Below are 25,434 nucleotides of genomic sequence, written 5' to 3'. Positions count from 1 at the left end.
AAGCCGACAAGGAAATAAACCACTGCCGTTACGATCAGGAATATTGAAATCAATAACCAAAGCAAGGGAAATCTAATCGGGTTCATAAAACTCTAACTACTTCCGAAACATCGCCAACATCCTATTGGTCACCAAAAATCCGCCGGCGATATTGATCGCGGCAACCAAAACTGCGATGGCCCCAAGGATGGTGGTGACGCTGAGGTCGGTGCCGACCAGTTGGAGCATGCCGCCGACGAGGATGATGCCGCTGATGGCATTGGTGACGCTCATAAGCGGGGTATGGAGGGCCGGTTTGACGCTCCAGACGACCTGAAATCCAACAAAACATGCGAGAATAAACACCGTCAAATGGCTAAGCGTATCGCCGCCGGCGTTCTTGACCTCCGACGGGACCAACGCTCCAATGCCGAATAAAACCACGCCCGCGACCGCGAGTACCCAAGGGTTGATGCCTTTGCTCTCACCGCCGTGGCCGTGACTGTTTGCGGCCTTTACCGCGACGCTGGCTGAACTCTTGGTCGGGACGCCGGGCTCGGGCGGTGCCGCCGGTGTCGGCGGAGCCGGAGCGGGCCACATCATCTTGCCGTTGTGCAAGACGATCGCACCGCGGACGACCTCGTCTTCGAGATCGACGTGCAATCCTTCCTCGCCGTTCAATTCATCGATAAGCGCAACGATCGTCGAACCGTAAAGCTGGCTCGACATGCTCGCCATCCGCGAGGGCAGATCTGTGTAGCCGATGATCGTGACGCCCTTATGATGGACGACCTTGCCGGGATCGGTCAGGACACAGTTGCCGCCTTGTTCGGCGGCGAGATCGACGATGACCGAGCCTGGTTTCATCGATTCGACCATACCTTGTGTGATCAGTTTTGGAGCGGGTTTGCCGGGAATAAGAGCAGTAGTGACAATGATATCGACCTGCATCGCCTGTTGGGCGAACAGCGCCATTTCGGCTTTGAGAAAAGCGTCGGACATGACCTTTGCATAGCCGCCTTTGCCTTCGCCTTCTTCTTCGATATTTACTTCGAGAAACTCGGCTCCCATCGAAGCGACCTGATCTTTGGTTGCGCTTCGCGGGTCGAACGCCCGTACGATCGCCCCCAGAGCTCTTGCCGCACCGATCGAAGAAAGCCCGGCGACACCGGCCCCGATGACCATCACCTTCGCCGGATCGATACGCCCGGCGGCGGTGATCTGTCCGCCGAAAAATCTCGGGAAATTATTTGCCGCCTCGATGATCGCACGGTATCCGGCGATATTTGCCATCGCCGAGAGTGTGTCCATCTTCTGGGCACGCGTGATACGCGGAACACAGTCCATGCCGAAAACGGTCGCTTTGCGGGCTGCGAGTTTGTCGAGGATCTCGCGGTTCTGGGCCGGCCACATAAAGCCGATCAGCCAGCCGCCCTCTTTCATCAGGTCGGCTTCGTGAACACCGAGCTCGGTATTCTGCTCAGGCGGACGTACCTTTAGAATAACGTCTGATGTCGCCCAAAGCTCTTTTGCCGTCTCGACGATCTCGGCACCCGCCTCGCGATATTCACCGTCGATGCAGTTGATGCCGTGTCCGGCGTGCGACTCGACCTGAACTTCGAAACCCAGTTTTTAAGGCGAATGATGGTCTGCGGCGTGGCCGCGACGCGTTTTTCGCCCGGATGTATCTCTTTCGGAATACCGATCTTGGTCATTTAGTTTTAAAAGTAAAGAAAATTTACGTTTCTATATACGAGCGCCGACAGAATTCTAATAAATCTAAGTTTATCAGACAAATAACCAGGTTAGTATTCCAACCGCGGCTATTAGTTGATTTTCTGCATCGCGATATTGATCATCTTGTCCGCGGTTGCAGCGTGACTGTAAGAGATCCAGAATCCGGCCTTTGGATATCTCATCATCTTAAAGAACGATCCATCCTCGCTTGCGGCAACCTCTTCACCAAAAACATCCTTCGCGGTCGGTGCCAATTCGATCGCGCCGACAAACGTCATCATGATCGCCGTCACCGTTTTGCCGTCCTCATAAAAGACCTGCATCGATTCATTTTCTGAGAACAAATAAAAATCCTGCTTATCGGCCTTTTCTTTTGGATTGCCGAGAATTGCCCTCGCGTTTTCAATTGGAATTCCGATCGAGACGCCCTTGTATGACGAAAATGGCGTTCGCTCAGTCTGTGCAATTGCTGAGATCGCTGCCAAAAATACGAAAATCGCTACGAATAAGATCCTGCATTTCATTTCACACCTCGTTTCGGCTCAGCCGGAAAACTCGTATGAATTGTGCAGCCGGCCGATCAAATGAGATTCAACTTCAATGGCGTCGGAGAACTTTAACCTGATGCCGGCAGTCTATCGCGGCCTAAAAGCGAAAGTTCTCAAACACCTGCGTCCATTTTCATGTGAAACAATGTACAAATCAGTGACAAGTATCACAACCTTGCTTCATAAATACGATTAAATGGAGTTTCTGACGCCCGGCGAAACTCTGCAAAGCCGCCTGACATCACCACTTCTTTCAATGCATCTTCAGGTGCGACGGCACCGAGTGCCGGGCCGCCGAGGGCGAGAGAGTTAGCCGTGCAGCAAAGCGTTGATGCTCCGGAAAATGTACGGCCGATGATGTTGAAATTTTCCTCGACGGTATTTCCGGCCATTGGTTCGACGATCATGCAGCTGCCGCGCGGTGCGAGCGTTTCACATGCATGTTTTGCTGCTCCGTGCGGGTCGCCCATGTCGTGAAGGCAATCGAAAAAACAAATGAGATCGTAACCGTTACTCGGAAAATCACTCGCCGAAGCCACCGAAAAATGCACGCGGTCGCTCAACCCGGCGGCCTCCGCTTTCTTCTTAGCTGTTGCGATCGAGGCCTCGTGATTGTCATAGCCGTAAAACTGCGAATTCGGGAATGCCTTTGCCATAATTATGGTCGAGGCCCCGTGGCCGCAGCCGACATCGGCGACCTTGGCTCCGGCCTCGAGTTTTTCCTTTATGCCCGTCATCGCAGGTATCCATTCATTCACAAGATGAGCGGTGTAGCCGGGACGAAAAAACTTTTCAGTACCGACAAAGAGGTCGGAGTCATGTTCGCGCCATAACATTCCTCCCCCGTTCACAAATGCATCCTCGATCCTCGGCTGTGCATTCGCCATCGCTTTGATAACGTAAAAGCCGCCACCGACATAGAACGGACTGTCCTCGTCTGTCAGGGCAACCGCCTGTTCCGGCAGCATCGAAAACTTGCCGGTCGCCGGATCATAGTAGACATATTCGCCGGCGGCCTGATTTACCAGCCATTCGCGAACATAGCGTTCAGTAGTGCCTGTCTTTTCCGCGAGTTCGGCAGGCGTCATTCCGTCCGAGTCAGCAAGTGCCTCATAAAGCCCGAGTTTCTGGCCGATATATCCTAAAACCGTACTAAGGCTGGCGCCAAAATCGCCAACGACCTTGCCTAAAAATGCATGCATTTTGTCCTCGTTGATATCGAGTGACCGCGCCGTATGTGTCATATATTCCTCCAAATGGAAAACCGTGAGAGGGAAACAGAATTGTGCCGATGCGCGGGATTATATACCCAAAAAGAAGATCCGCGCAATCACAATTTTCTGTGACCGGCGCGGACATATTATTCTACTCTTGAGTGACTAACTACCGACGGTGACGGTAACGGACGCGGATGTTCCGGCTGCCGCAAATGACGCGATCGGCGATTCGGCCGGGCCTTCGGTGACCGAGCCGGTCGTCGAATTGAATCTGGACCCGTGTTTTGGACAGACGAACTGTTTACTCGCCTGGTCAAATTCGACAATTCCGCCCTTGTGGGTACACTTTGCTGAGAATGCGGCAAACGCGGCTTCGCCCGTGCGCAGTATGATCAACTTTCCGGCAGTCGAATCAACGACAACAGAGCCGCCGATCTTATTGAGCCGACTTTTGTCATCGATCGGAACAGTAATGTCCTCGAAAGGTATTCCAAATGCCGATCCGGTACCAGACAACGAAAGCACAATGCCGGTGGCTGCGAGTGCGGACTTTACCAAAAACTCACGTCGGTTGCCGCATTCCAAACTATCAGTGCAATTTTTTACCAGGTTTTCCTCCGCGTATTTGATGCAAGTAATGACGTTAAGGTTTGAGGATAGGATAATTTTATCGACTATCGCACAAATTTCAGCAGCGACGAGCCGAAAAACACATAACATGAACAGAGGATCAATTCCCCGGCGAATATTGCTGTGATGAACTTCCAGTAGTTCATTTTGGTCGTTCCGGCAAGATAACAGACAAGATCGGTCGGGACGAAAGGGAAGAACGCCCACGATGCCACGAACAGAAAGCCGAGCGGGTGTTCGAGCTTGGCTTTCAATTTGTGCGTCAGTTCCGGATTGTGATCCTCAAAATACTCGTGGAAGCCAAGAAATTCTGAAAAGTAATAGATCATCGTCGAAGAGAGCAGAATTCCGCCGATCGAAACTGCAAGCACAGCCAACGGTTGGTCGGGGAAAAGCAGCGTGCCCGCGATCACGAGCGGAGTGCTCGGCAAAAGCGAAAATCCGCGAAGAGCCGACATCGCCAGATAAATAAGCCAGATCTCGCCCTCAAACCGCCTCAGGAATTCAGCAATATTATCCGCTGTAAACCAATGCGGGTAAAGAAGATATGACCCGACACCGGCGATCATCGCACCTAGCCAAATAGCCAGGCAAATATATCTGACCGCCGAACTTAACTTTGCCGCTGCTGTTTTCTTTTCCAATTTCACTCTCAAACCAAAAAAAGCCGTGATCGATCGTCACGGCTTTGATAAGTATCGATAGTTTTTCGATCGTTAGTCGATCGAAACTGTCAGTTTATAACTTGCATTGCCGCGGGTTCCGCCGACGATTATCTTGTAATCGCCGCTTTCGGGCAATTGTCCATTCCAATCAGTAGCGTCATCCCCGTCGCCGGCATATGAAAGGAATTTGCCGCCGGGAGTTTTGATCTGGAACACGGCATTATCCTCGAGCGAAGTTATCTCGACCGACATCAACTGTCCGCTTTTGGCACCAATCACGTAGACCGAACGCTCACCGCGGATCACACCGCCCGAAACAGTGGCTGACGATTCGCCGGCATCAAAGCTGATCCGTTTAGTCCCGCTTTCGGTTTTCGGGGCGACCACGACGGGCGAGGCCTTGACCTCAGGCGTCGGCGTCGCAGACGAAGGCGTGATCGTCGGTTTTGCAGTATTCGTGTTCGTGTTCGCCGGAGCGGAATTGCCGCCGCTATTAAACGAAAATGAGCACGCGGAAACGCCGGCCGCAACCGCGAGTATTAAAACAAGGGTGATCTTCATAATTTTAAGCTGCCTTTGCTGCCGAATCCAAATTATCGCGCCACCGCAGCACAGGCTTGCGGGCGGCGGATGCTTCGTCGAGGCGGCCGATCCTTGTCGAGTGCGGTGCGTCGATGACGAGCTGCGGATTTTCGCCGGCTTCGGCGTCGATGTCGATCATCGCCTCGATAAATGCGTCGAGATCGGCACGGCCGACGCTCTCGGTCGGTTCGATGAGCATCGCACCCTCGACAACTAGCGGGAAGTAAACCGTCATTGGATGGAAACCGTAGTCGATCAGACGTTTGGCTATATCGAGCGTCACGACGCCCTTTTTCGCCTGGTTCTTATGCGAAAAGATCGCCTCGTGCATACAGTCTGACTCGAACGGAGCGTCGTAAGTATCACGCAGTTTGTGCGAAACATAACGGGCGTTGAGGACCGCGGTCTCGGTAGCCTCTTTAAGGCCGTCAAAGCCGTGGGTATAGATATAGGCCAGTGCCCGCACCATCATGCCGAAGTTGCCGTAAAAGGCCTTGACGCGGCCGATCGAATTCGGATGATCGTAGTTCAAATGATACCGGTCGCCGTCTTTTTCGATGCGTGGTGTCGGCAGGAATGGTTTAAGATCTGCCGTACACAGGCACGGTCCGCAGCCCGGGCCGCCGCCGCCGTGCGGTGTCGAAAATGTCTTGTGCAGATTTAGGTGGATGACATCGACGCCCATGTCGCCGGGGCGGGCAATGCCGACGAGCGCATTCATATTGGCGCCGTCCATATACACGAGGCCTCCTGCGGCGTGGATGGTGTCGCAGATCTCTCGGATGTTCCGTTCAAAAATGCCGACCGTATTTGGGTTAGTAAGCATTAGTCCGGCGACGCCACCTTCGTTGCAGAGCTCTCGAAGGTGATCCATATCGGTCAATCCCTCGGCGGTCGAGCGGATGGTCTTTACGGTAAATCCCGACAACGCGGCAGACGCCGGATTTGTTCCGTGAGCTGAGTCCGGGATGAGCATCACGCGGCGATCCTTTGATCCTTCGCCGTAGCGTTGGTCAAGAAAGGCACGGATCAACATCACGCCTGTCATCTCGCCTTGAGCACCCGCGGCCGGCTGGAGCGATATGCCCGCAAGGCCCGTTATCTCGCAGAGATCTTCCTGCAAACGATAGATCAACTCAAGGGCACCTTGCGTCTCTTCCTCAGGGGCCAGCGGATGCAGGCCGGCAAAACCGTTGATACGGGCGACCTTTTCGTTGAGCCGCGAGTTATATTTCATCGTGCACGACCCCAAGGGATACATGCCGAGATCGATCGAGTAATTCCATGTCGAAATTCGAGTGAAATGTCGGACGACATCGACTTCGCTGACCTCAGGCACACCGTCGAGATCGTCTGTACGGCGAAGTTCCGCCGGTAAGATATTTGCCGATTCCGGCACGTCGAGTTTCGGCAGTCGATAGCCGACGCGTCCGGTCTGCGACCGCTCAAATATCAAACCTTCGTTTTGAGTTGGGTGTTGTGTAACTTTTTTGATGCTCATATAAACCTACAGTGGCACGCCGGAAGGCATGCGTTCCGACTATTTCGGCAATCCTTTTCTCGCTATGTCCTCGACGATGTTACAAAAACGGTCGAGTTCCCATAGTGTCGTGTAGACATTCGGTGTGATGCGAATGCCGATAAATTCTTCGTGAACGATCGGTGTTGTAAAGATCTTGTGTTTCGACATCAAGTAAGAACCGATCGCTCCGGGCTCAATACCGTCGATCTTGAAATTGGCGATCGCACACGACTGTTTCGGGTCGAACGACGTGTTAAATCCTACCTTTGGCACGTCCTTGAGTTTGTTCATCCAGTAACGCGAAAGATATCGAAGCCGTTCTTCTTTGCGTTTGCCGCCGATTGCATTGTGAAACAAAATGGCTTCGCCGATCGCGAGCCGCATTGCGGCTGAGTGGGTGCCGATCTCCTCGAACTTGCGAATATCGTTCTTGTTCTTGTCCTCAGACGCCATCAGTGCCCAAACTTTCGCGATCTTGTCTTTCTTGACATAGAGCATTCCCGTGCCCTTGGGAGCGTATATCCATTTGTGGAGAGACGTGCCGTAATAGTCGCATTGCAGATGGTCGCGTTTGAAATCGAACTGGGCAAACGCGTGGGCACCGTCAACGATCGTCTCGATACCCCTCGATCTCGCCATCTCGCAGATCCTGCGGACAGGCAATATCTGTCCAGTAAGATTTATTTGATGCGATACTAGTATCAACTTGGTCTTTGGTGTCACCGCTCGTTCAAATGATGCAGCTATGTCATCAACATTTTGCGGAGCGAGAGGGATTTTGATCAGATTCAGTTTCAAACCTTCACGCAGCTCACGCTGTTTGAGCGTTGTGATCATTCGTGGATAATCTTGCGTTGTCGTGAGTATCTCGTCACCGGCCTTGAAGTCCATGCCCATCAGCAAGATCTCGAGCGATTCGCTCGCATTTCGCGTGATCGCGATCTCTTCGGCAGAGCAGCCGAACACCTCAGCGAGTCCCGTTCGCACCGTTTCCGACTGCGGCTCGAGCAATTGCCACATCGTATAGGCGGTCGCGTCTTCCTGCTGCCATGTGTAACGAACAAACGCCTCGGTCACCATTCGCGGGCTGGGCGAAACGCCGCCGTTGTTTAGATTGACAATTCCGCGCGTGACCGAAAATGCCTGTTGGATCGTAGCCCAGTAGTCTTCGTCCAGAGCCGCCTCGACCGGAGAAAGATGCTCGATACGCTTTCCCGCCGCCTGAACACTCGAAAACAACGACCCTACCACCGACGAAGAAAGAGCCATTAGCCCGAGGCCTTTACCGGCGTTGGAAAGAAAACTTCGGCGGTCGATGTCGTTTACAAAGCTGCGAACTGTCATTCTATTCCTCCTATTTCTTCGTCTTCCGATTGTTTACAACTAACCAGATCCCGATAACAAAATAATCAAAAATATCGGCACGATACATAAGAGTATTTCTGTTGCACCGAAGATCATTGACTAGACCGCCGCGAGTCCGGCGACCAAATCATCGATCTGCGTCTTCGTATTTGTTTCGGTCACGCAAACCAAAAACTCATTCGGCCGGTCCGAGTAATATTTCGACAGTGCCAACCCGCCGACGATGCCGTTCCCGGTTCGGACCTTTGATAAAACCTCGGCGGCGGGTTTCGTCGAGCGGACAACAAATTCGTTGAAGACAGGCGTTGAAAACGCCATCTCGTAGCCGTCGATGGCGGCGATCTGATTCTTAGCGTATGCGGCCTTTTGGGCGTTTTGCATAGCTACCTCTTGCAGGCCCCTTTTGCCCATTGTTTCCATGTAAATGGTGGCGGCGAGGGCTATCAGGCCTTGGTTGGTGCAAATGTTCGAGGTCGCCTTTTCGCGGCGGATGTGCTGTTCGCGGGTTGAGAGCGTCAGCACGAAACCTCGGTTGCCGTTCTTGTCGTAGGCGACACCGCACAGGCGGCCGGGCATGTTTCGAACGTATTTCTCTTGGGTCGCAAACAACCCGACATGCGGCCCTCCAAATCCCATCGGAACGCCCCAAGACTGGCCTTCGCCAACGACGATATCGGCACCGCATTCGCCCGGTGGTTTGAGCAGGCCGAACGAGATCGCTTCGGTAACGACGACGACGAACAGAGCCCCAACCGCATGTGCGGCATCGGCGAGCGTTTGCAGATCTTCGATACAGCCGAAGAAATTAGGCGACTGCACGACTAGTGCGGCGGTCTTGTCGTCAAGAGCCTCGAGTCCGGTGACGCGGCCGGTGGTCTCGTCAAACCCGATCTCGACGATCTCGCTGTCACCATGCTGATCATAGGTCGTTGCTACCTCTCGGTATTCGGGATGGACGCTTTTTGCGACGACGATCTTTTCGCGGCGAGTGACCCGCTGAGCCATCAGATACGCTTCGGCCATCGCGGTCGAGCCGTCGTACATCGACGCATTCGCGACCTCCATTCCGGTGAGTTGGCAAACAAGCGTTTGAAACTCGAAAATGTACTGCAGTGTGCCCTGCGAGATCTCAGGCTGATACGGCGTGTAGCTGGTAAAAAATTCGCTTCGCTGGATCAAATGATCGACGATCGTCGGCGAAAAGTGTGAATATACACCTGCACCGAGAAACGAAGGCTTTGTCGTCGCCGTGTTCTTTGCTGCCATACCTTCCATCGCGGCGATCACTTCGTTCTCGGCAAGAGGTTCCGTGATCTTCAGGTCGCGGTTCAGCTGGACGTCTGCAGGTATCGAGCGAAATAGTTCGTCAGCGGTCTTGAGGCCAACAACTGCGAGCATTTCGTCTCGTTCTTCGGGTGAATTTGGTATGTATCTCATGTTAAAAGGTGTTCAAGGTAAAATGATAACAGACAATTCTTTGCGGGCAAATTCTCACAATAATTGGCAGCAGAGGACCTCAGCTATTCACTTAAACGCTTCGTCGTCGGGGCTGACAAAGTATGAAGGCGGCGAGCCGCATGCCCGCCATTTTGGAGTTTGCTGTCACAGCTTCAAGGAGTTTAATACCGAGTTAGCTTCGTCAGATAGAGCTGCCTCGGCTGCCGTGCTAGCGTCCGGATGATTCTTTTGAATGATCTTGTTTGAAAAGCCCCTTTGGCCGGAAGTAAGTGGTTGCAGTTGAAATTCCAGCTGTGCTTCAAAGTTGCCGGAACTGCCGGTGTTGGTTATCTTTCCGAAAATACTACCGACCTTGCCGGCTGTCGACTGTTTGAGCTTTGTAAAGTTACTTGACAATACATAATCGCATCCAGCGGCCCGAGCCTCGGCTTCGGAACCGTATACGACACCTTCGATCTTACCTGAAGTCAGGCGCTTAGCGAGGAATGCCTGCAAATTGGAGACGGAGACAACTGCATCCCCGGAGTTTCTTATCTCAATGACGCCGACGCGGATCATTCCAGGCTTTTTCGCGCTGCTGGCCGTCGAGTCCTCTCCCGGGATCTTTGACCAGCCCCCTGGTCTGGTCTCGAGCGACCCGAGAGTTCCGTTGTTGTTTGGCCGGCCGTTGTCGTTGCCGAAACCGTCGGCGGACATCGCAGCCGAACCAGGCATTTCGTACAGATCGTTGGCCGATCTTGCCGCCATGTATCCGACGGGAATATCGAACATTGCGTCGTCCAGCGGGGCTTTTGAAAACTCGACTGTCTCGATGGTTTGAGTCATCGCCGGCATATCTTCATCGTCGGCCGAGCCCATCTTCATCTTTTGTGTGAGCGAGAGAGGAAATCCAAGTTTGCCCGTGCCTGTGTTTTTAATGACCATGCGGTCGGTGCAGCCGCGGTTTCCATCGCTGCCGGCGTACGGATTTCTCGGTGCAGAAACCGGACATGAGAATTGGGGCAGATCGACATACCACCCGTCGATCTCGATCTGCATGTCGCTTTTATTGCACGCATCCGGCGAGGATTGCATCGTCATGACCGACTTGATCCTTCGGGCCGTCAGGCCGAACATTTGTTTGCGTTCGCCGGTGTCCGTGATCGAATTGGTAATCGTAATGGTTCCGCCCTTTGTCGCTACACCAGATGGTGAGGGCGTCGCAGACGACGGAGACGAAGACCCGAGATCGGTCTGGAATGGTTCCACAAAGTAGAGCTTTTTACTGTCGCTGACTTTTATTGTGCGCTTAAGGTCGCATTGTTCAATGTCGGTCATGCCGGCCATTCCCATCATCCCACTGCTTTCCGTGCGTTTTCGCGATCCTTTAACATAAACGGTTGACGAGAAATTCTGTCCGCTGATCGAGGTCGATTGCTTGATCTTGTAGTTTTGTCCGCATACCGCAGCCGCGGCAAAGCCAATAATCAATGTGGGTGCCACTATTGCTGTTAGTAGTTTCATTGTAGTGTTTCTCCATATTAAATCGCTATATAGTTTGTTTCTGACTATTTTTATTATCGCTTAAACTGGCGGATGTGATTGTGACCTGCGTCATTGCCGTTGCTTGTACCATTGTGTTCTATTTGGCGGATGGCTTTGCCACGTTTGAATCATCCACAGATGGTCCAGACTGACCAAAAATATACGTGATCTCCCTGATCATCTTAATATGCTAGCGACATGATCCAACTGTGTCAGCGGCGACAAAAAGAAAAAAGGCCAAGGCAACCGCGCCATGACCTCTGATAATTTTTACGACGATCGTGCGATCGTTCGTTTGTAAGCTCTCCGTTTTCTACCTGCAATCATGCACTCGCTTCGAGATACTCTTCGTATTCGACAGCAGAGAGCATCTTATCGGCTTCAAGCGGATTGTCCATTTTTATTTTGACCATCCAGCCGGCACCATAGGCGTCATTATTGACGGCTTCGGGAGTGTCATTGAGGCCTTCGTTCACCTCGGTGACAGTTCCGGCAAGCGGCGTAAAGATCTCGGAAACAGCCTTGACCGATTCGACCGAGCCGAACGCCTCATGCGTGCCAAAATGATCGCCGACTCGCGGCATATCAATATAAACAACATCGCCGAGCGAATGCTGGGCGTAATCCGTAATACCGATCGTCGCAATATCGCCTTCGACGAGGACGTATTCGTGATCTTTGCTGTAACGTAAGTTCTCTGGAATGTTTGACATAGTATTTAGATAAAATTTAGTTTTTGATCAGACTGCGTAAAGCTCAAGGTAGCCGCATTTTTCGCATCTCAGGCCCCGCACATCTCGCCGCACGCGGTCGTGGACTTTGACGTTGTCGCCTTTGATGCCGAGCAGAGAAGCGTGTTCGGGTTCGCCGTCAACCCAAGTTAGCTTCATATAATAATGCTCGCTTTTATCTGCGGCAAAGCCCTTGATCATATTCCCGCCGCATTTGCCGCAAATGTACTGCGAAACGCTCATTTTGCCCGCTTGTAAAAGGGCGTCGGTACTACTTTTGCTCCTACGTGTCTGCCTCTGACATCAATTTTAATTTCTTGTCCGATATTTGCAAACTCCGGTGGCAAAAACGCGAGTCCAATGTTCTTTTTCAGGAACGGAGCAGGTGAACCGCTCGTCACTACTCCGACCTTTTCGTCGCCAACGTAGATGTCCATACCGTCGCGGCCGATGCCGGGCTCGGTCATTTCGAAACCGGCGATCTTGCGCTTCACGCCGGCTTCTTTTTGGGCGGCGATCTGGTGCGAGCCGGTGAATTCGCCTTTGCCGAGCTTAGTGATCCAGCCGAGGCCGGCTTCGAGCGGGGTGATGTCATCGCCGAGTTCGTGGCCGTAGAGCGACATCGCTGCTTCGAGCCGAAGCGTATTGCGTGCGGCGAGGCCGCAGGGCAGTATGCCGCCGTCGCTCTCATACTTACCCGTCTCGAGCAGTTTGTCCCAGAGCTGTTCGGCGTGTTCGGGGGAGGCATAGACCTCAAAACCGTCTTCACCGGTGTAACCGGTCCGCGAGATGATCGAATCAACACCGTCAACCTGGCCGGTCGTAAAGTGATAATATTTTATCGCTCCGAGGTCGGTCTCGGTCAGTTTCTGCAGAATGCCCGTGGCGTCAGGGCCCTGGACCGCGATCTGGCAATAGTCATGCGACGCGTTTCGCAGGCCGAGGTCGTCGTGTTCGGAATGGTGCGATTTGATCCAGGCCCAGTCCTTTTCGGTCGTGCCGGCATTTACGACGAGCAGCAGACGGTCATGGCTAAAACGGTAGACGAGCAGGTCGTCGACGACGCCGCCGTTGGTATTTGTCAAAGCCGAGTAATGTGCCTGGCCGTCGACCAGTTTCGTGACGTCGTTCGTCGTAAGGCGATTGACAAAGGCAATGGCGTCGGGCCCCTCGACCCAGATCTCGCCCATGTGCGACACGTCGAACAGAGCGCTCGCGGTGCGGCAGCGCATATGTTCCTCGATGACGCCTGCGCCGTACTGCACCGGCATATCCCAACCGCCAAAATCCACCATCTTCCCACCCAACGCACGATGCACGGCGTTCAGCGGAGTTTTTTCAATTCTGTATCAGACATACTAACGAGTGTAAATTAGAGGTATTATCCGGGCAAGTACAGGCGGAGAAAAGGTGACCAAGTTATTAGGAGAGTGAGCAAAATTAACCGTTGAAAGGAAACCGCGGCCGCCGATATCGATCGGTTCGATCAGTGTTGTCAGATCAGTTATTCTTCTTCTTTTTCTTATCGACCTCGGCCGGGAGTTTGGTGACGGACTCGAGGATGGCGTTGCAGGAATCGATGGAATCGAGGATGACGCCCTTCTGCATTTGGTCGGTGGTGGAGTCGAGTTCTTTTTGGAGTGCGGGCTTATAGCGCGACGCCGCGGCGGCGAGGTTGCGGACAGCGACCGGAAAGATATCGGCGAGCGTTTTGGGTTTTTTGATCTCGGGATCAGGCAGAATGGCTGAATCCGGGCGTTCGGAGATGTTGTCGATGTCGTCGATGGCCTTTTGGAGCAGGCGTTTGATGTCGAAGAGCAGGTCGATCCGCTCGCCTTTCGGCAGATCGCCCCAGGTTTCAGATTCTTTCTTGCCCGCCGGCTTTGAAACGTCGATCTTTAGCAAGTCAAACCGCCGATCGGCGGCATGGACCAGAACCTCGATCCGACGATCGATCTCTTGCGCGTCGCGAACGAGTTCGATCTCGGCGTCGGTCAGAAAATCACGCCGCTGTGCATTCGCCGTCAACTGTGAAATGTGAAACGTGAAAAGCAACAAACCGGCCACCATCAACACATCGCGCATGCTTATCTTTATCATGATCTTTATTCTTTCACTTTTCACTAATTGGTATTTATGACGGTGTCGCCGAATTGCGGCTCGATCGCACTGGTCCGGGCGTCGCGCAAATTCTTGAGCAGTTTGAAAATGTAGGGCTCGTATTTCGGCGGAACCTCGCGGCGGATCAGTTCGAGCCGCGGTGCAAAGCCGCGAAGCCCGATCTCGTAGCGTTTCAGATTATTGCGCATCCTGCTGCTGCCGTTATTGCGGCGAAGTAAATAGTCGAGAGTATTGTCCATCAGATAATGGAATGCTCCCAGTTCGACATAAAGATTGTAATAATCCTGAGTCTGGAATAACTTCTCGGCCTGCTTCAAATGTGCATCCATGAAGGCAAGAGCGAGGATCGTGCGGTCCTTTTCGTCGGTAACCGATTCGAGCTTAGCTTTTTCTTCCTTTGCAATGATCTTTGACGGCGGCGGAACAGTTTCGGGCTGAGCCGACACGGTGGAAAACGAAAAGTGGAAAATCGAAAGTAAAACAGAGGCGTACAGAGCGAAACGGTGAGCAGATATCAATGCTGAACCAAGGGTCTTAATTTTGAGTTTTCCGTTTTTCACTTTCAGTTCTTCTTTACTTTCATTTCCTTTATCTGTTTTTGCAGCGAGGGGACTCGCAAGTTAACTTTTTCTATCTCAAGTTGATTCTTGAGCGGATCCGCGAGACGCAGGAACTGTTGATAGTTTGCCATTGCGTCCAGATATTCTGCCAGTTGATCGTGCGAGACCGCAAGCAAATAATGCGCGATGGCGCTTTCGGGCATCTTCGCGGCTATCCATCTGTATTCTGCCTTTGCCTCGGCGTAACGCTTGAGTTGATAAAGTGCGGCGGCGAGATTTGCATGGACCGTGGCGTTTTCCGGAGCGATCTCGGAGATCCGCTTGAGCAATGCAGCGGCTTGATCGAAGCGTTTTGCCTGAACCAAGGCGGCACCGTAACCGATCGCATGGTCAATATTGGTTGGCTCCGCCTCAGATGCACGGCGGCAATAGTCGAGGGCTTTGTCGGGAGCTTCGAGCCGATTGAGAACGCATAAACGGCCGAGATATGATGCGTTTTTCGGTTCCTTGGCGACGAGAGCTTCGAGTTTTGCAGTGTCCGTTGACGCCGCAGCCGAGATGCCTGCACGAAGCGATTCCGCCTCGGCCGACTTTACCTTTATCAGGTCGAGGAGCTTAAGAGCGACGTCGGTCTTGCCCTGGGCGGCAGCGACACGGGCTTGTAGGACAATTGTCGATGTCCGATCCGGAGCGAGTTTGGTAAGCGTTTCGGTATATGACTCAGCCTGTTCGGTGTCGTGATCGTTGAGGGCGAGCTCGGCTGCGAATTTGATGGCGTTGATATTTTTCGGATCGACTGCGAGCGCATTCTTCAGCGAAGATCTGGCAAGGGCCTTTTCGCCCACGGCATTTTCAAGTCCGGCACGAGCGGACCATATCGAAGCCGGGACCTTCATCTTGCCATCCGTCAGGATCCTCAATTTTGTGAGTGTCTCGCCGAGGGATTTCGATGGAGCCGCCGAATGCAGCTGCAGATCAACAAGTGCGGCGTAAGCAGGGAAGTTGTTTGCGTCGAGTTCGATCGCTTTGGTCAAGGTTGCAGAGGCATCGGCAGCGAGCCGTTTTGCTTCGGCGATGTCTCCCGATTCGGTGGCCGCGATATGTTTCCTTACTTTCACGTCGCCGAGCATCGCAAGTGCCAGCGACCATTCAGGCCGTTTCTCCGTTGCCTTGCGAAATGATGACTCGGCTTCGTCGATCTTGTTCAGTGCCAGATAAGCAATGCCCTTCTGGTATTCTGCTTCGGGAAAATCCTCGACCAAAGCTATCGCTTCATCATAGAGTTTGATCGCCGCGATAAGATCGCCTTTTTCGTGGATCTCTTGACCCTGATTGAATATATTAACGGCGTTCTTAGGTTCGTCTTCACCATCCTGAGCAAATGTACAAAGTACTGCGGATCCGAAAAGAACTGTGCACAACAAAGAGGCGGCGAATACATGTCGTATGGCCACAGCCGGATTGATCAAAATGCGATCTCTTGTCATTTGCAGAAATTGTAAGTTTATCATCCGGGCATTCAAATTGCTATGTTTTCAGCGATTTGTGCACGTTCATTTTCTAAGTCAAAGATTTGCGTTCACTATTTATAGTGATATAAGATTTTGGTTCGCCGTCAAACGGTTCCCGTCCTACAATGAACGCACCAACGTCAAATAAAGCCGACATCACCGCATCCACTCAATTCCCGGAAAAGGAAGATTCCCTTCGGTCTATGATGCGTGATATGGGCTCGGTGTTGGTCGCGTTTTCCGGCGGTGTTGACAGCACATATTTGGCGCTTATTGCGACGCAGGAATTGGGCGAAAAAGCGTTGTGTGTGCTTGGCTTGTCACCAAGCGTATCGCAGTTTCAGCGAGAAGAGGCGGCATCGATCGCCGGCGAGTTCGGTTTCAATTTTGAGACCATCGAGACGGACGAACTCAACGACGAAAAATATCGGGCGAATCCCGCGAACCGGTGCTATTTCTGCAAATCTGAATTGTATTCGAAGCTCGAGGCTCTAGCGGCGTCACGCGGTATCGGTTTCGTGTTGGACGGAACGAACTCCGACGACATGAAAGATCATAGGCCCGGCCGCGTCGCCGCGGCTGAGAACAGTGTAAAGAGCCCACTCGCCGATCTTGGGTTCGAAAAGGACGAGATTCGCGAATTCAGCCGGCTCCGCGGGGTCCGGGCGTGGGACAAACCGGCGAGTCCGTGTCTGTCTTCGCGAATTGCTTACGGCGTACCGGTGACGATCGAACGTTTGTCGATGGTCGAGCGCGGTGAGGATTTCATTAGAGCGATCGGATTTAAGGAATTTCGGGTTCGCGTTGATGGCGAACATGCAAGAGTTGAGGTCGGCCCGGCCGAACTCAGCCGTGCTCTCGAGCCGGCGATTGTGTCGAGTATCACAGAAAACTTAATGAAGATCGGCTTTAATAATGTAGAGCTTGATCCGAAAGGGTTTCGTTCAGGTTCAATGAACGAGGCAATTAACATAGTGGGCAATAATTAAATCATCTATAATCAAATTATCTATTTGGAGAATTAAATAAAATGGCAAATCCGATGGCCGACGAAATGCGGCGATTTAAGGGCAGCGACGAAAAGAACCCGTTCGAAGCAATGAGCGAGCGTTTTGACCGAGCGGCAAAATTATTGGGACTGGACGAAGATCTTTACAGAGTAATGCGTGTGCCGAGCCGCGAGATCAAGGTTTATATTCCTGTGCGTATGGACACTGGACATATTCAGGTGTTCGAGGGCTATCGCGTTCAGCATAACTTTGCCCGCGGGCCGGCAAAGGGCGGCATTCGTTATGCTCCTGACGTATCGTTGGACGAAGTAAAGGCTCTGTCGGCTTGGATGACCTGGAAATGCGCGGTCGTCAACGTGCCGTTCGGCGGCGGAAAAGGCGGCATCATTTGCGATCCGCATCAAATGTCGCTCGGTGAACTCGAACGCATGACACGCCGCTACACGGCTGAGCTGATCGATTTCATCGGCCCGGACAAGGACGTTCCGGCTCCCGACATGAACACGAACGAACAAACGATGGCGTGGATCATGGATACATATTCAATGCATGCCCGTCACACCGTGACATCGGTCGTCACCGGCAAGCCGGTCGCACTTGGCGGTTCGCTCGGACGGCGTGAGGCGACCGGACGCGGCGTGTTGATCTGTGTTAACGAAGCGATCAAACGATTTAACCTGACGCCGGAACAGACGACCGTCGTGGTGCAGGGCAGCGGAAACGTTGGCGGCATCGGTGCCGAATTGATGTGGCAGCAGGGTTATAAGGTGGTCGCAATTTCAGATGTCGGCGGCGGTATCTATAATCCGAACGGACTCAATATCCCGCACGTTCTCGAATATTTGAACCAATATAAGTCGCTGGAGGGCTATCCGGACGTAGAGGCGGTCGATAACAAGGCTCTCCTGGAGATCGAATGTGACGTCTTGGCCCCTTGTGCTACGGAGAACCAGATCACCTCGGAAAATGCCGATCGGATCAAATGTAAGATATTGGCAGAAGGTGCAAATGGCCCGACGACGCCCAAAGCAGACAAGATCCTTCACGATAAAGGCATTTTTGTCATTCCGGATATTTTGGCAAACGCCGGAGGCGTTACTGTCTCGTATTTCGAATGGGTACAGGATCGCATGGGATACTTTTGGTCGGAAGCCGAAGTCAACTCTCGGCTCGAGGATAAAATGGTCGCGAGTTTTAACGAATTATGCCATTATGCGACGAAGCATGATGTCGATACACGAACGGCCGCTTACATGATGGCCATCGATCGCGTTGCATACGACACTCGGATGCGCGGGATCTATGCGTAAAAAAGTTCGTAATTTGTTAAAAACGCTTGATTTTCGTGATTTTTTAGGATAAGGTCAAACGATGAGTACCGTTGTTGCGTTGTAATATGCAGGCATTCGGGTTGAACTCGCGTCAGTATCTTAAATTTATTGAACGTTTTTTTTGAAACTGTGCCGCGTTTTATGGCGAGCCTGTTTGGCAAGTCATCTTACGTGTGCAATAATCGGGTAGCTAGTCATTGTTCTAATTTGTTTAGGGCACGCTTTATGGCTACATATTGAAATTTGATTCTTTATTTTCTGCGGAGGAATGTGATGAAACTCGCAAACAAGGCGTATATTGTTACGCTCTTAATGCTTACGTTCGTATTTACGGCGACGGCACAAAAAAATCTTAGGCCTGCTAGCGACCCTAGAAACACGTCACCAACGGTAGGTACCGGTGGTGCTGTTGGTGGTCCGACTGGCCTCTTTACTGTCTATGACGGCGAAACACTTAGGAAAGGTGAATATACTTTCAGCGCCGCTTTTAGCAATTATGACCGCGATCCGGGTGATGTAGATTTCAGCTCGTTACCGCTGAGTTTTCAGATCGGTGTGACCGATTATGTCGAGCTTTTCTTCGAAACCGAAGCGATGCGCGGCGTAAAGGTCAATGCTCGTCGAAACTTGTCGTCTAACTATCTGCCGAACTCGCAGCTCTTCGTGTCCGGCTTTGGCGTCACGAGTCCTCCGGCGATCGTTATGGCTCCCCGCGGACCGGGCAACCCACTCATTCAAGGTGCGGTATTCCGTCCTACGGGTAATCAGCCGTTCACACCGTATCCTTACATCGGCGGCAGTGCAGGCACATACGGACTGCTTCCGGGATTCTTCTCAGGCCCGCAGTTTGGATATCCTGCCGGAACGAATGCTCTCTTGAGCGTTACGGCCGGCGGTAACGGCGCCTCGAATTTCCCGGGCATCGGATCGGTCTACGGCGGTATTCTGCCGGGATTGGTTCTTGCGACGACCCCGCTGCTCAACCAGGCTGGAGCACCGGCCGGACAGGCACCTACCTCATTCACACTCGCCGCGTCATACAATCCTGACGCTCCGTTCATCAATCGCGGATATGGCGAATCAGCTTTTAACGCGTTCACGGTCGGCGGCAAATGGCGTTGGACCAACGTGAACAACCCGATCAGTGCCGGTGTCGTTGCATACTATAGATGGTATGCGGATAACGCTTCGGACGCTGCAGGTTTCAACCAGCTCCAGCGTGGAGCCAGCCCCGGCGGAAACATTGGTGACATTGGCGTTACCATGTTCGGCGGAGCTCGTCTCGCGAAATGGGCGAACCTTTCGGCTAACGTCGGATTCATGTATGCATCCGATGTGAAGGGCGATATGGCCGGCGGAACATTTACATTGCTTGACCGCGGCAACGAGCTTACCGGTTCGATCGGTGTGGATTTCCCTGTTAATAAGTATTTCCAACCGATCGTCGAATTCCGCTCGCTCAGCTATGTTGGCGGCAGAACTCCGAATGCGTTTGAAAATAATCCGATGGACGCCATTTTTGGTGCCAAGATCCACGTCACCCGTTATGCAGGTTTTGGTGCGGCATACCGCTACCACGTCAACCAGCAGGATCGCGGATCGTTTAACAATGACGTAACCTATACGAACACGGTTGCAATTCCTTGCCGAGCCGGTCAAACGGTTGGTTGCCCGCAGACGGTTACATCGTCTTTCCGCGGCGTTCCTCAAGGATTCCAGGTTTCGTCTGACCCGCACGGATTCATTTTCCAGGGTTGGATCGGCCGACGCAACAAGCGTGCTGAAGCTGTTGTTAACCAAGTTGCTAACGTAAATTCGGTTACACTTTCGAACTCGACGATCACCATCGGATGTCCTCCGGGATTCCGTTCACGCTCGGGTGCTTGCAACGACAACCGTACGATCGGTGTTGCGACATCGGCTAGCGATCCGGAGAATGACGTTCTCACCTATAACTACACAGTTTCGGGTGGACGCATTGTTGGATCGGGTGCAAACGTTGATTGGGATCTGAGCGGTGCTCAGCCGGGAACCTACACGATCACCACTGCTGTCAATGACGGCTGCGGCGTTTGTGGTAAGACCGACACTCGTACGGTTACGATCAAGGCATGTGATGACTGCGTCAAGATCTGTGACTGCCCGACCTTGTCGGTTGACGGCCCGAGCGGCGTTACCAATCCTGGCAGCCCGATGTCGTTTACTGCAAACGTAAGCGGCGGAGCAGATGTTACCTACAACTGGACCGTTTCGGAAGGAACGATCTCGTCCGGACAGGGAACCAGTGCTATCACAGTCGATACGACCGGACTTGCCGGCCGCACTGTGACGGCAACTGTCAACATCGGCGGACTCGATCCGAATTGCAACTGTGTCACGTCCGATTCGGAATCCGCTCCTGTTGCAACTAAGCCGGAAGCCGAACTCGTTGACGAGTTCCAGAAACAGGTCGATGACGAAGTCAAAGCTCGTGTAGACAACTTCTACATCAGGTTGAACAACGATCCTAACGCACAGGGTTACATCATCAACTACGGTACGGCCGCTGAGATCAAGAAGCGTAGAGCTCAGATCATGAAGGCGATCAACTTCCGTAAGTATGACGTAAGCCGCGTGACCTTTGTCGACTCGATATCGGATGGCGGTGTGAACACCAAGTTCTACCTCGTCCCGTCGGGTGCTGATAATCCGATGCCGTAATTGGCAGCAGCTTCTCGGATCGAAAGAGACGGGAACATAATTTGAGCGGCCGCCGGTTCCATCACAAACCGGCGGCCGTTTTTTTTGCGGAACCGTATCGCTTTGAAAGTTCCGAAGTTTTTTGTAGAATGAATGAATGGCTTCGGATTCCGCTATAAATCGCCGGGATCATTCTAAAAAGTGCAAACTATTGCCTGTCTTACGTCATCTCATTGATGGCTGGTTTACCTCTCCGGTGCGGGGCATCCCGCCGATAGTTCTGACCAACAAAAAGTAATATGTTCAATTTCAAAAAGCTCAATGTGGTGTTTTCGTTACTATTGGCAGTTTCGATATTCAATTCGCTGATCTTCGCTGTTGATCCTGACGGTTCGGCGGGAGCCGATCCGCCGAAATTCGAACTGTGGTCGGTTGTTGGCCCCGATGGCGGTGACGTTCGTACGGTCGCGATCGATCCGCGGGATATGAACAAGCTGTACATCAGCACTCTCGACGGTCAGATCCATGCCTCGTCGGACGCAGGGAAGACCTGGCGGCTGCTGGTCAATCTCAACGAACCGGAGATGATCATCGACAATCTTTTTGTCGACGCCCGCGATTCCAAATTGATCTACGCGTCGGGCCACAGACACAAGGCACCGGGCGGATTTTTCAGGTCCACGGACGGCGGTTTGACCTGGAAAGAGGCGAAAGAGCTCAAGAATGAATCGATTCACGCACTGACGCAATCGCCTTCAGACCCGAGTATGCTATTCGCCGGAACTACGCATGGCGTATGGGTCTCAAAGAATTCAGGAGCTGACTGGGAGCGGATCGCTTCGCCGACAAATCCGATAAATATCGATTCGATCGCGGTCGATCCGAGGTCGCCGAATACGATCTATGCAGGCACCTGGTGGCGTGCATATAAAACGACCGACAGCGGCAAGAATTGGCGTTTGATCAAGAACGGGATGATCGACGATTCTGACGTGTTTGCGATCGCCGTCAATCCGCGTAACCCCGAGCACATTCTGTCTTCTGCCTGCAGCGGCATATATGAGTCATATAACGCCGGCGAAAAATGGTCAAAGATCCAGGGCATACCTTCGCAGTCGCGCCGCACACGTGACATCATGCAGCATCCTTCGGTGCCGAGCACTTATTACGCGGCGACGACCGAGGGCTTTTGGATGAGTGTCAACAGCGGCAAATCGTGGGCGTTGACGACGCAGCGAAATCTCGAGATCAATTCGATCGCAGTTCATCCTGATATGCCGACGCGTGTTTATATCGGGACCAACAATTACGGGGTAATGGTCTCAAATGACAGCGGGCGAAGCTTCACTCCGACAAACGACAATTTTACCAGCCGCTTTACTTACTCGATCATTCCTGACAAGCAGCAGTCCAATCGTCTCTACGCCGCAACTCGCAACATCGCGACCGGCGGCGGATTCTTCTTTGTCAGTAATGACGCGGGCGTCACATGGACGCCTTCGCGGAGCCTTGATGTCAATCGAGTTTCGCCGTTCTCAATTCTCCAGGACCGCAAGAATCCGAGTTTGATGTATCTCGGCACCAATCTCGGCATCTACCGCTCGCTCGATCGCGGAGTTACATGGCTGCCTTTGCCAACCGTCAAGGCTCCTGTGACGACCAAGAAGCCGGTGAAGAAAGTGCCGGTCAAAAAGGGAACAGCCGTGAAAACGCCTGTTGTCACAGCCGCCGCCATCGGCCCGGCTGTCAAGACCGTCGGTTCGATCAACGAGAAGGTCAAGGTGCTCGAATTTACAGAAGACGGCCGAAACGGGATCTTCGCCGGCACTGACAAGGGGCTTTATCGCAGCTACGACATTGCTAAAGGCTGGGAAAAGCTTAATCTGGGTGTCGGTATCAACGAGAATATATTTGCTATCCACACTTCGCCTACTCGTCCCGGCACCATTTGGGTCGGAACGGCCACGTCGGGTGTTCTGGTCTCACGCGACGATGGCAAGACATGGGCAAAGGCCGGCGGAGCCGCCGAGGGCGTTCCCATCAGCTCGATCGCATCTGACCCCGAGCGGCCTGACTATGTTTACGTCGGGACCTCGCAGACGTTTTATATCAGTAAGGATGGAGGTGCTACGTGGAAGCGCCGTGGCGGTGACCTGCCGCTTGGTAATTTCACCAGTATCCTGATCAATCCTGACAATACGGACGAGGTGATCGTGTCGAGTTCGATCGACACTGACGGCGGGATCTTTATTTCGACCAATGCTGGCGACAAATGGAAGCGTATCGACGGTAAGGACTGGAAATTACCGAGCCGCAGGGTGTGGTCGCTCGCGTTTGACCCGAAAGACCCCAACAGGCTGTTTGCCGGAACTCACTCTTCCGGAGTGTATAAGATAGAGCGAAGAGCTGAGACGGCCTCCACACCATCAGCCGCAAAGCCGAACGATACCGGTATTCCCGAATAACGTTGGTGATGTTCTCAGTAAATTGAGCGGTGCGATAGTGCGCCGCTCTTTTTTGTTTTGAACTTGGAACTTTTCGGCGGTATATCTATAATTTCATTTATAAGGAGCCAGTTCATTGGATCACGAGAGCGCCGTTCGGACCTCGACGGCTAGAAACGATATGCGAATTTCGAGCGTTCCGTTTTCGGCGATACCGGAGCAATCACGGCTCTTTCTTGATTATCAATCCGATCCCGCATCGCTCAGGAAATTTTATCCCAACGCTGTTTCGTCCGTTCCCGATCTAACCGGCTTTGCTCCGACCGTGCTTGCCAATTACACGATCGACCGGACATCCGTCTGCGATGCCCTCGTTGAGATAAATACGGCATGCGGAGCCTCGGCGGCCGCAATGGCCAATATCGAACGCCTCCGCGAGGAAAGCACCGTCGCGGTTCTAACGGGCCAGCAGACAGGTCTGTTCACGGGGCCGCTATACACGATCTACAAGGCATTGTCGGCGGTGAAGCTGGCGGAACGATTGTCGGCGGAGGGAGTTTCGGCGGTTTCGCTGTTTTGGGCCGCGACCGAGGATCATGATTTTGATGAGGTAGCGAATACCTCAGTCGTCGCGCGTGACGGCAGCGTGTCTACGGTCAATTATGACGCGTCCGATCGTGTCGAAGATTCGCCGGTCGGTTCAACGTTGCTGGACGCAACTATCACCGAAGCGATCCGAGATCTGACCGACAGTTTGCCGCGAACCGATCTTTCCGGTTATGTTGAGCAATTGTTGTCCGCGGCATGGGAGCCGGGACGTAAATTCGGGGCAGCATTTCTTGTTCAAATGGCTGAGATCTTTCGTCCGTTCGGCCTCGTCTTTGTTGATCCGCAGAATATCAGACTGAAACGCCTTTCGGCCTCGATCTGCGTCGAAGCAATTGCTAGTTCTGATGAAATTTATAAGAACGTGACGGCTCGTTCGAATGAACTTGTTTCCTTGGGTTATCACTCCCAGGTCGTGGTCGGAGACGATTATTTCCCGTTATTTTGGCAGACTGACCAGGGGGTTAGGTCTGCGATCCGTCGAACCGGTGACGGCGACTACCGTTCAAAAGCAGACAAGCGTGAATTCACGACTCCCGAGATGCTGGAGATCGCCGCTTCTGAGCCTGAAAGGTTTAGTCCCGGCGTCATGCTTCGGCCGGTGGTGCAGGACTATTTGTTTCCGACGATCTGCTATTTCGGCGGCGGTGCCGAGATCGCCTATTTTGGACAGAACAGCGCTGTTTATGAGACGCTCGGACGTCCTGTGACGCCGGTCTTGCATCGGCAGTCGTTCACTGTCATCGAACCGCGGCACGAACGGATATTGAACGACCTCGACCTCGACTTTACGGATCTTTTTGCCGGTATCGATTCGCTCCTTCCGTCGCTGATCGAAAAACACATTTCGCCGGACACTGCCAAATTGTTTGCCGATGTCGAAGAGCGGTTGAATACCGAACTTGACCGCCTCGATCAGAGTTTGACGGCGTTGGACGTTACGCTTGCCGCAAACCTCGCAAAGCGCAGACGGAAAATGATCTATCATATTGATGCCCTTCGCAAAAAGGCTTACCGGGCGGAACTGCGAAAGAGCGAGATGATAAACGGCCGGATCGCGGCGGCATTCTCTTCCATTTATCCGAACGGGCATTTGCAGGAGCGAAGCATTAACATTGTGACCTATTTGAACAAATACGGGCCGAATTTTGTGGATTGGCTATACGATTCGATCGATCTCGACGACCGCGGCCACCGGTTGATACACCTCTAAG

The 25,434-nt window shown here is 52.8% G+C and carries 20 protein-coding genes and 1 pseudogene; 5 read left to right on the top strand and 16 right to left on the bottom strand.

Translation table 11 applies throughout. The features are described 5' to 3' along the window. Positions 1 to 96 precede the first annotated feature (96 nt). The 16 genes and pseudogenes from IPK01_14535 to IPK01_14460 all read right to left on the bottom strand — a co-directional run bounded on the left by IPK01_14535 (position 97) and on the right by IPK01_14460 (position 16,126). Positions 97 to 1,694: pseudogene (locus IPK01_14535) on the bottom strand (Re/Si-specific NAD(P)(+) transhydrogenase subunit alpha). A gap of 111 nt (positions 1,695 to 1,805) precedes the next feature. After that, positions 1,806 to 2,240 carry a hypothetical protein gene (locus IPK01_14530; protein ID MBK7934655.1) on the bottom strand — a complete coding sequence of 145 codons (435 nt, stop codon included), beginning with the start codon at positions 2,238 to 2,240 and terminating at the stop codon, positions 1,806 to 1,808. Positions 2,241 to 2,431: 191 nt separating this feature from the next. Continuing rightward, positions 2,432 to 3,508, bottom strand: a complete 1,077-nt coding sequence (locus tag IPK01_14525) for a methyltransferase domain-containing protein (GenBank protein ID MBK7934654.1) — start codon at positions 3,506 to 3,508, stop codon at positions 2,432 to 2,434. 135 nt (positions 3,509 to 3,643) lie between these two features. Next, positions 3,644 to 4,066 carry a Rieske (2Fe-2S) protein gene (locus IPK01_14520; GenBank protein MBK7934653.1) on the bottom strand — a complete coding sequence of 141 codons (423 nt, stop codon included), beginning with the start codon at positions 4,064 to 4,066 and terminating at the stop codon, positions 3,644 to 3,646. Between the two features lie 89 nt (positions 4,067 to 4,155). Continuing rightward, positions 4,156 to 4,755, bottom strand: coding sequence for a TVP38/TMEM64 family protein (locus tag IPK01_14515; GenBank protein ID MBK7934652.1), 600 nt, complete (start codon positions 4,753 to 4,755; stop codon positions 4,156 to 4,158). A gap of 72 nt (positions 4,756 to 4,827) precedes the next feature. Next, on the bottom strand, positions 4,828 to 5,337 hold the full coding sequence (locus IPK01_14510) for a hypothetical protein (protein MBK7934651.1): 510 nt from the start codon (positions 5,335 to 5,337) through the stop codon (positions 4,828 to 4,830). 4 nt (positions 5,338 to 5,341) lie between these two features. After that, positions 5,342 to 6,859 (bottom strand): aminomethyl-transferring glycine dehydrogenase subunit GcvPB, encoded by a 1,518-nt coding sequence (gcvPB, locus tag IPK01_14505; protein ID MBK7934650.1) that lies wholly within the window; start codon positions 6,857 to 6,859, stop codon positions 5,342 to 5,344. 39 nt (positions 6,860 to 6,898) lie between these two features. Continuing rightward, positions 6,899 to 8,224, bottom strand: coding sequence for an aminotransferase class V-fold PLP-dependent enzyme (locus tag IPK01_14500; GenBank protein MBK7934649.1), 1,326 nt, complete (start codon positions 8,222 to 8,224; stop codon positions 6,899 to 6,901). A gap of 120 nt (positions 8,225 to 8,344) precedes the next feature. Beyond that, complete coding sequence (gene gcvPA, locus IPK01_14495; protein MBK7934648.1) at positions 8,345 to 9,682, bottom strand: aminomethyl-transferring glycine dehydrogenase subunit GcvPA; 1,338 nt, start codon at positions 9,680 to 9,682, stop codon at positions 8,345 to 8,347. 165 nt (positions 9,683 to 9,847) lie between these two features. Further along, positions 9,848 to 11,206 (bottom strand): hypothetical protein, encoded by a 1,359-nt coding sequence (locus IPK01_14490; protein MBK7934647.1) that lies wholly within the window; start codon positions 11,204 to 11,206, stop codon positions 9,848 to 9,850. Between the two features lie 344 nt (positions 11,207 to 11,550). Then, complete coding sequence (gcvH, locus tag IPK01_14485) at positions 11,551 to 11,940, bottom strand: glycine cleavage system protein GcvH (protein MBK7934646.1); 390 nt, start codon at positions 11,938 to 11,940, stop codon at positions 11,551 to 11,553. Positions 11,941 to 11,967: 27 nt separating this feature from the next. Beyond that, positions 11,968 to 12,201 carry a hypothetical protein gene (locus IPK01_14480; protein ID MBK7934645.1) on the bottom strand — a complete coding sequence of 78 codons (234 nt, stop codon included), beginning with the start codon at positions 12,199 to 12,201 and terminating at the stop codon, positions 11,968 to 11,970. Beyond that, positions 12,198 to 13,301 carry a glycine cleavage system aminomethyltransferase GcvT gene (gene gcvT, locus IPK01_14475; protein MBK7934644.1) on the bottom strand — a complete coding sequence of 368 codons (1,104 nt, stop codon included), beginning with the start codon at positions 13,299 to 13,301 and terminating at the stop codon, positions 12,198 to 12,200. Before gcvT ends, IPK01_14480 begins: the two co-directional genes overlap by 4 nt. Before the next feature lie 157 nt (positions 13,302 to 13,458). Further along, positions 13,459 to 14,058: a hypothetical protein gene (locus IPK01_14470; protein ID MBK7934643.1), complete on the bottom strand. Its 600-nt coding sequence runs from the start codon at positions 14,056 to 14,058 to the stop codon at positions 13,459 to 13,461. Positions 14,059 to 14,081: 23 nt separating this feature from the next. Beyond that, positions 14,082 to 14,639, bottom strand: coding sequence for a hypothetical protein (locus IPK01_14465; GenBank protein ID MBK7934642.1), 558 nt, complete (start codon positions 14,637 to 14,639; stop codon positions 14,082 to 14,084). 2 nt (positions 14,640 to 14,641) lie between these two features. Beyond that, a complete protein-coding gene (locus IPK01_14460) occupies positions 14,642 to 16,126 on the bottom strand; it encodes a tetratricopeptide repeat protein (protein MBK7934641.1) in 1,485 nt (494 codons plus the stop codon). Positions 16,127 to 16,275: 149 nt separating this feature from the next. Between IPK01_14460 and larE the strand changes: the two genes are divergently transcribed. The 5 genes from larE to bshC all read left to right on the top strand — a co-directional run bounded on the left by larE (position 16,276) and on the right by bshC (position 25,433). Beyond that, positions 16,276 to 17,139, top strand: a complete 864-nt coding sequence (larE, locus tag IPK01_14455; protein ID MBK7934640.1) for an ATP-dependent sacrificial sulfur transferase LarE — start codon at positions 16,276 to 16,278, stop codon at positions 17,137 to 17,139. Positions 17,140 to 17,180: 41 nt separating this feature from the next. Next, positions 17,181 to 18,470, top strand: coding sequence for a Glu/Leu/Phe/Val dehydrogenase (locus tag IPK01_14450; protein ID MBK7934639.1), 1,290 nt, complete (start codon positions 17,181 to 17,183; stop codon positions 18,468 to 18,470). Between the two features lie 294 nt (positions 18,471 to 18,764). Next, the gene (locus IPK01_14445) at positions 18,765 to 21,191 is read left to right on the top strand and encodes a hypothetical protein (protein ID MBK7934638.1); all 2,427 of its coding nucleotides are present in this window, start codon (positions 18,765 to 18,767) and stop codon (positions 21,189 to 21,191) included. 278 nt (positions 21,192 to 21,469) lie between these two features. Beyond that, complete coding sequence (locus IPK01_14440) at positions 21,470 to 23,635, top strand: hypothetical protein (GenBank protein ID MBK7934637.1); 2,166 nt, start codon at positions 21,470 to 21,472, stop codon at positions 23,633 to 23,635. A gap of 160 nt (positions 23,636 to 23,795) precedes the next feature. Continuing rightward, entirely contained in the window at positions 23,796 to 25,433 is a 1,638-nt protein-coding gene (gene bshC, locus IPK01_14435) for a bacillithiol biosynthesis cysteine-adding enzyme BshC (GenBank protein ID MBK7934636.1), read from the top strand. Position 25,434 lies beyond the last annotated feature (1 nt).

The sequence above is a fragment of the Acidobacteriota bacterium genome (assembly GCA_016713675.1).
Classification (GTDB): domain Bacteria; phylum Acidobacteriota; class Blastocatellia; order Pyrinomonadales; family Pyrinomonadaceae; genus OLB17.
This window is presented reverse-complemented; position numbering and strand designations above follow the sequence as displayed.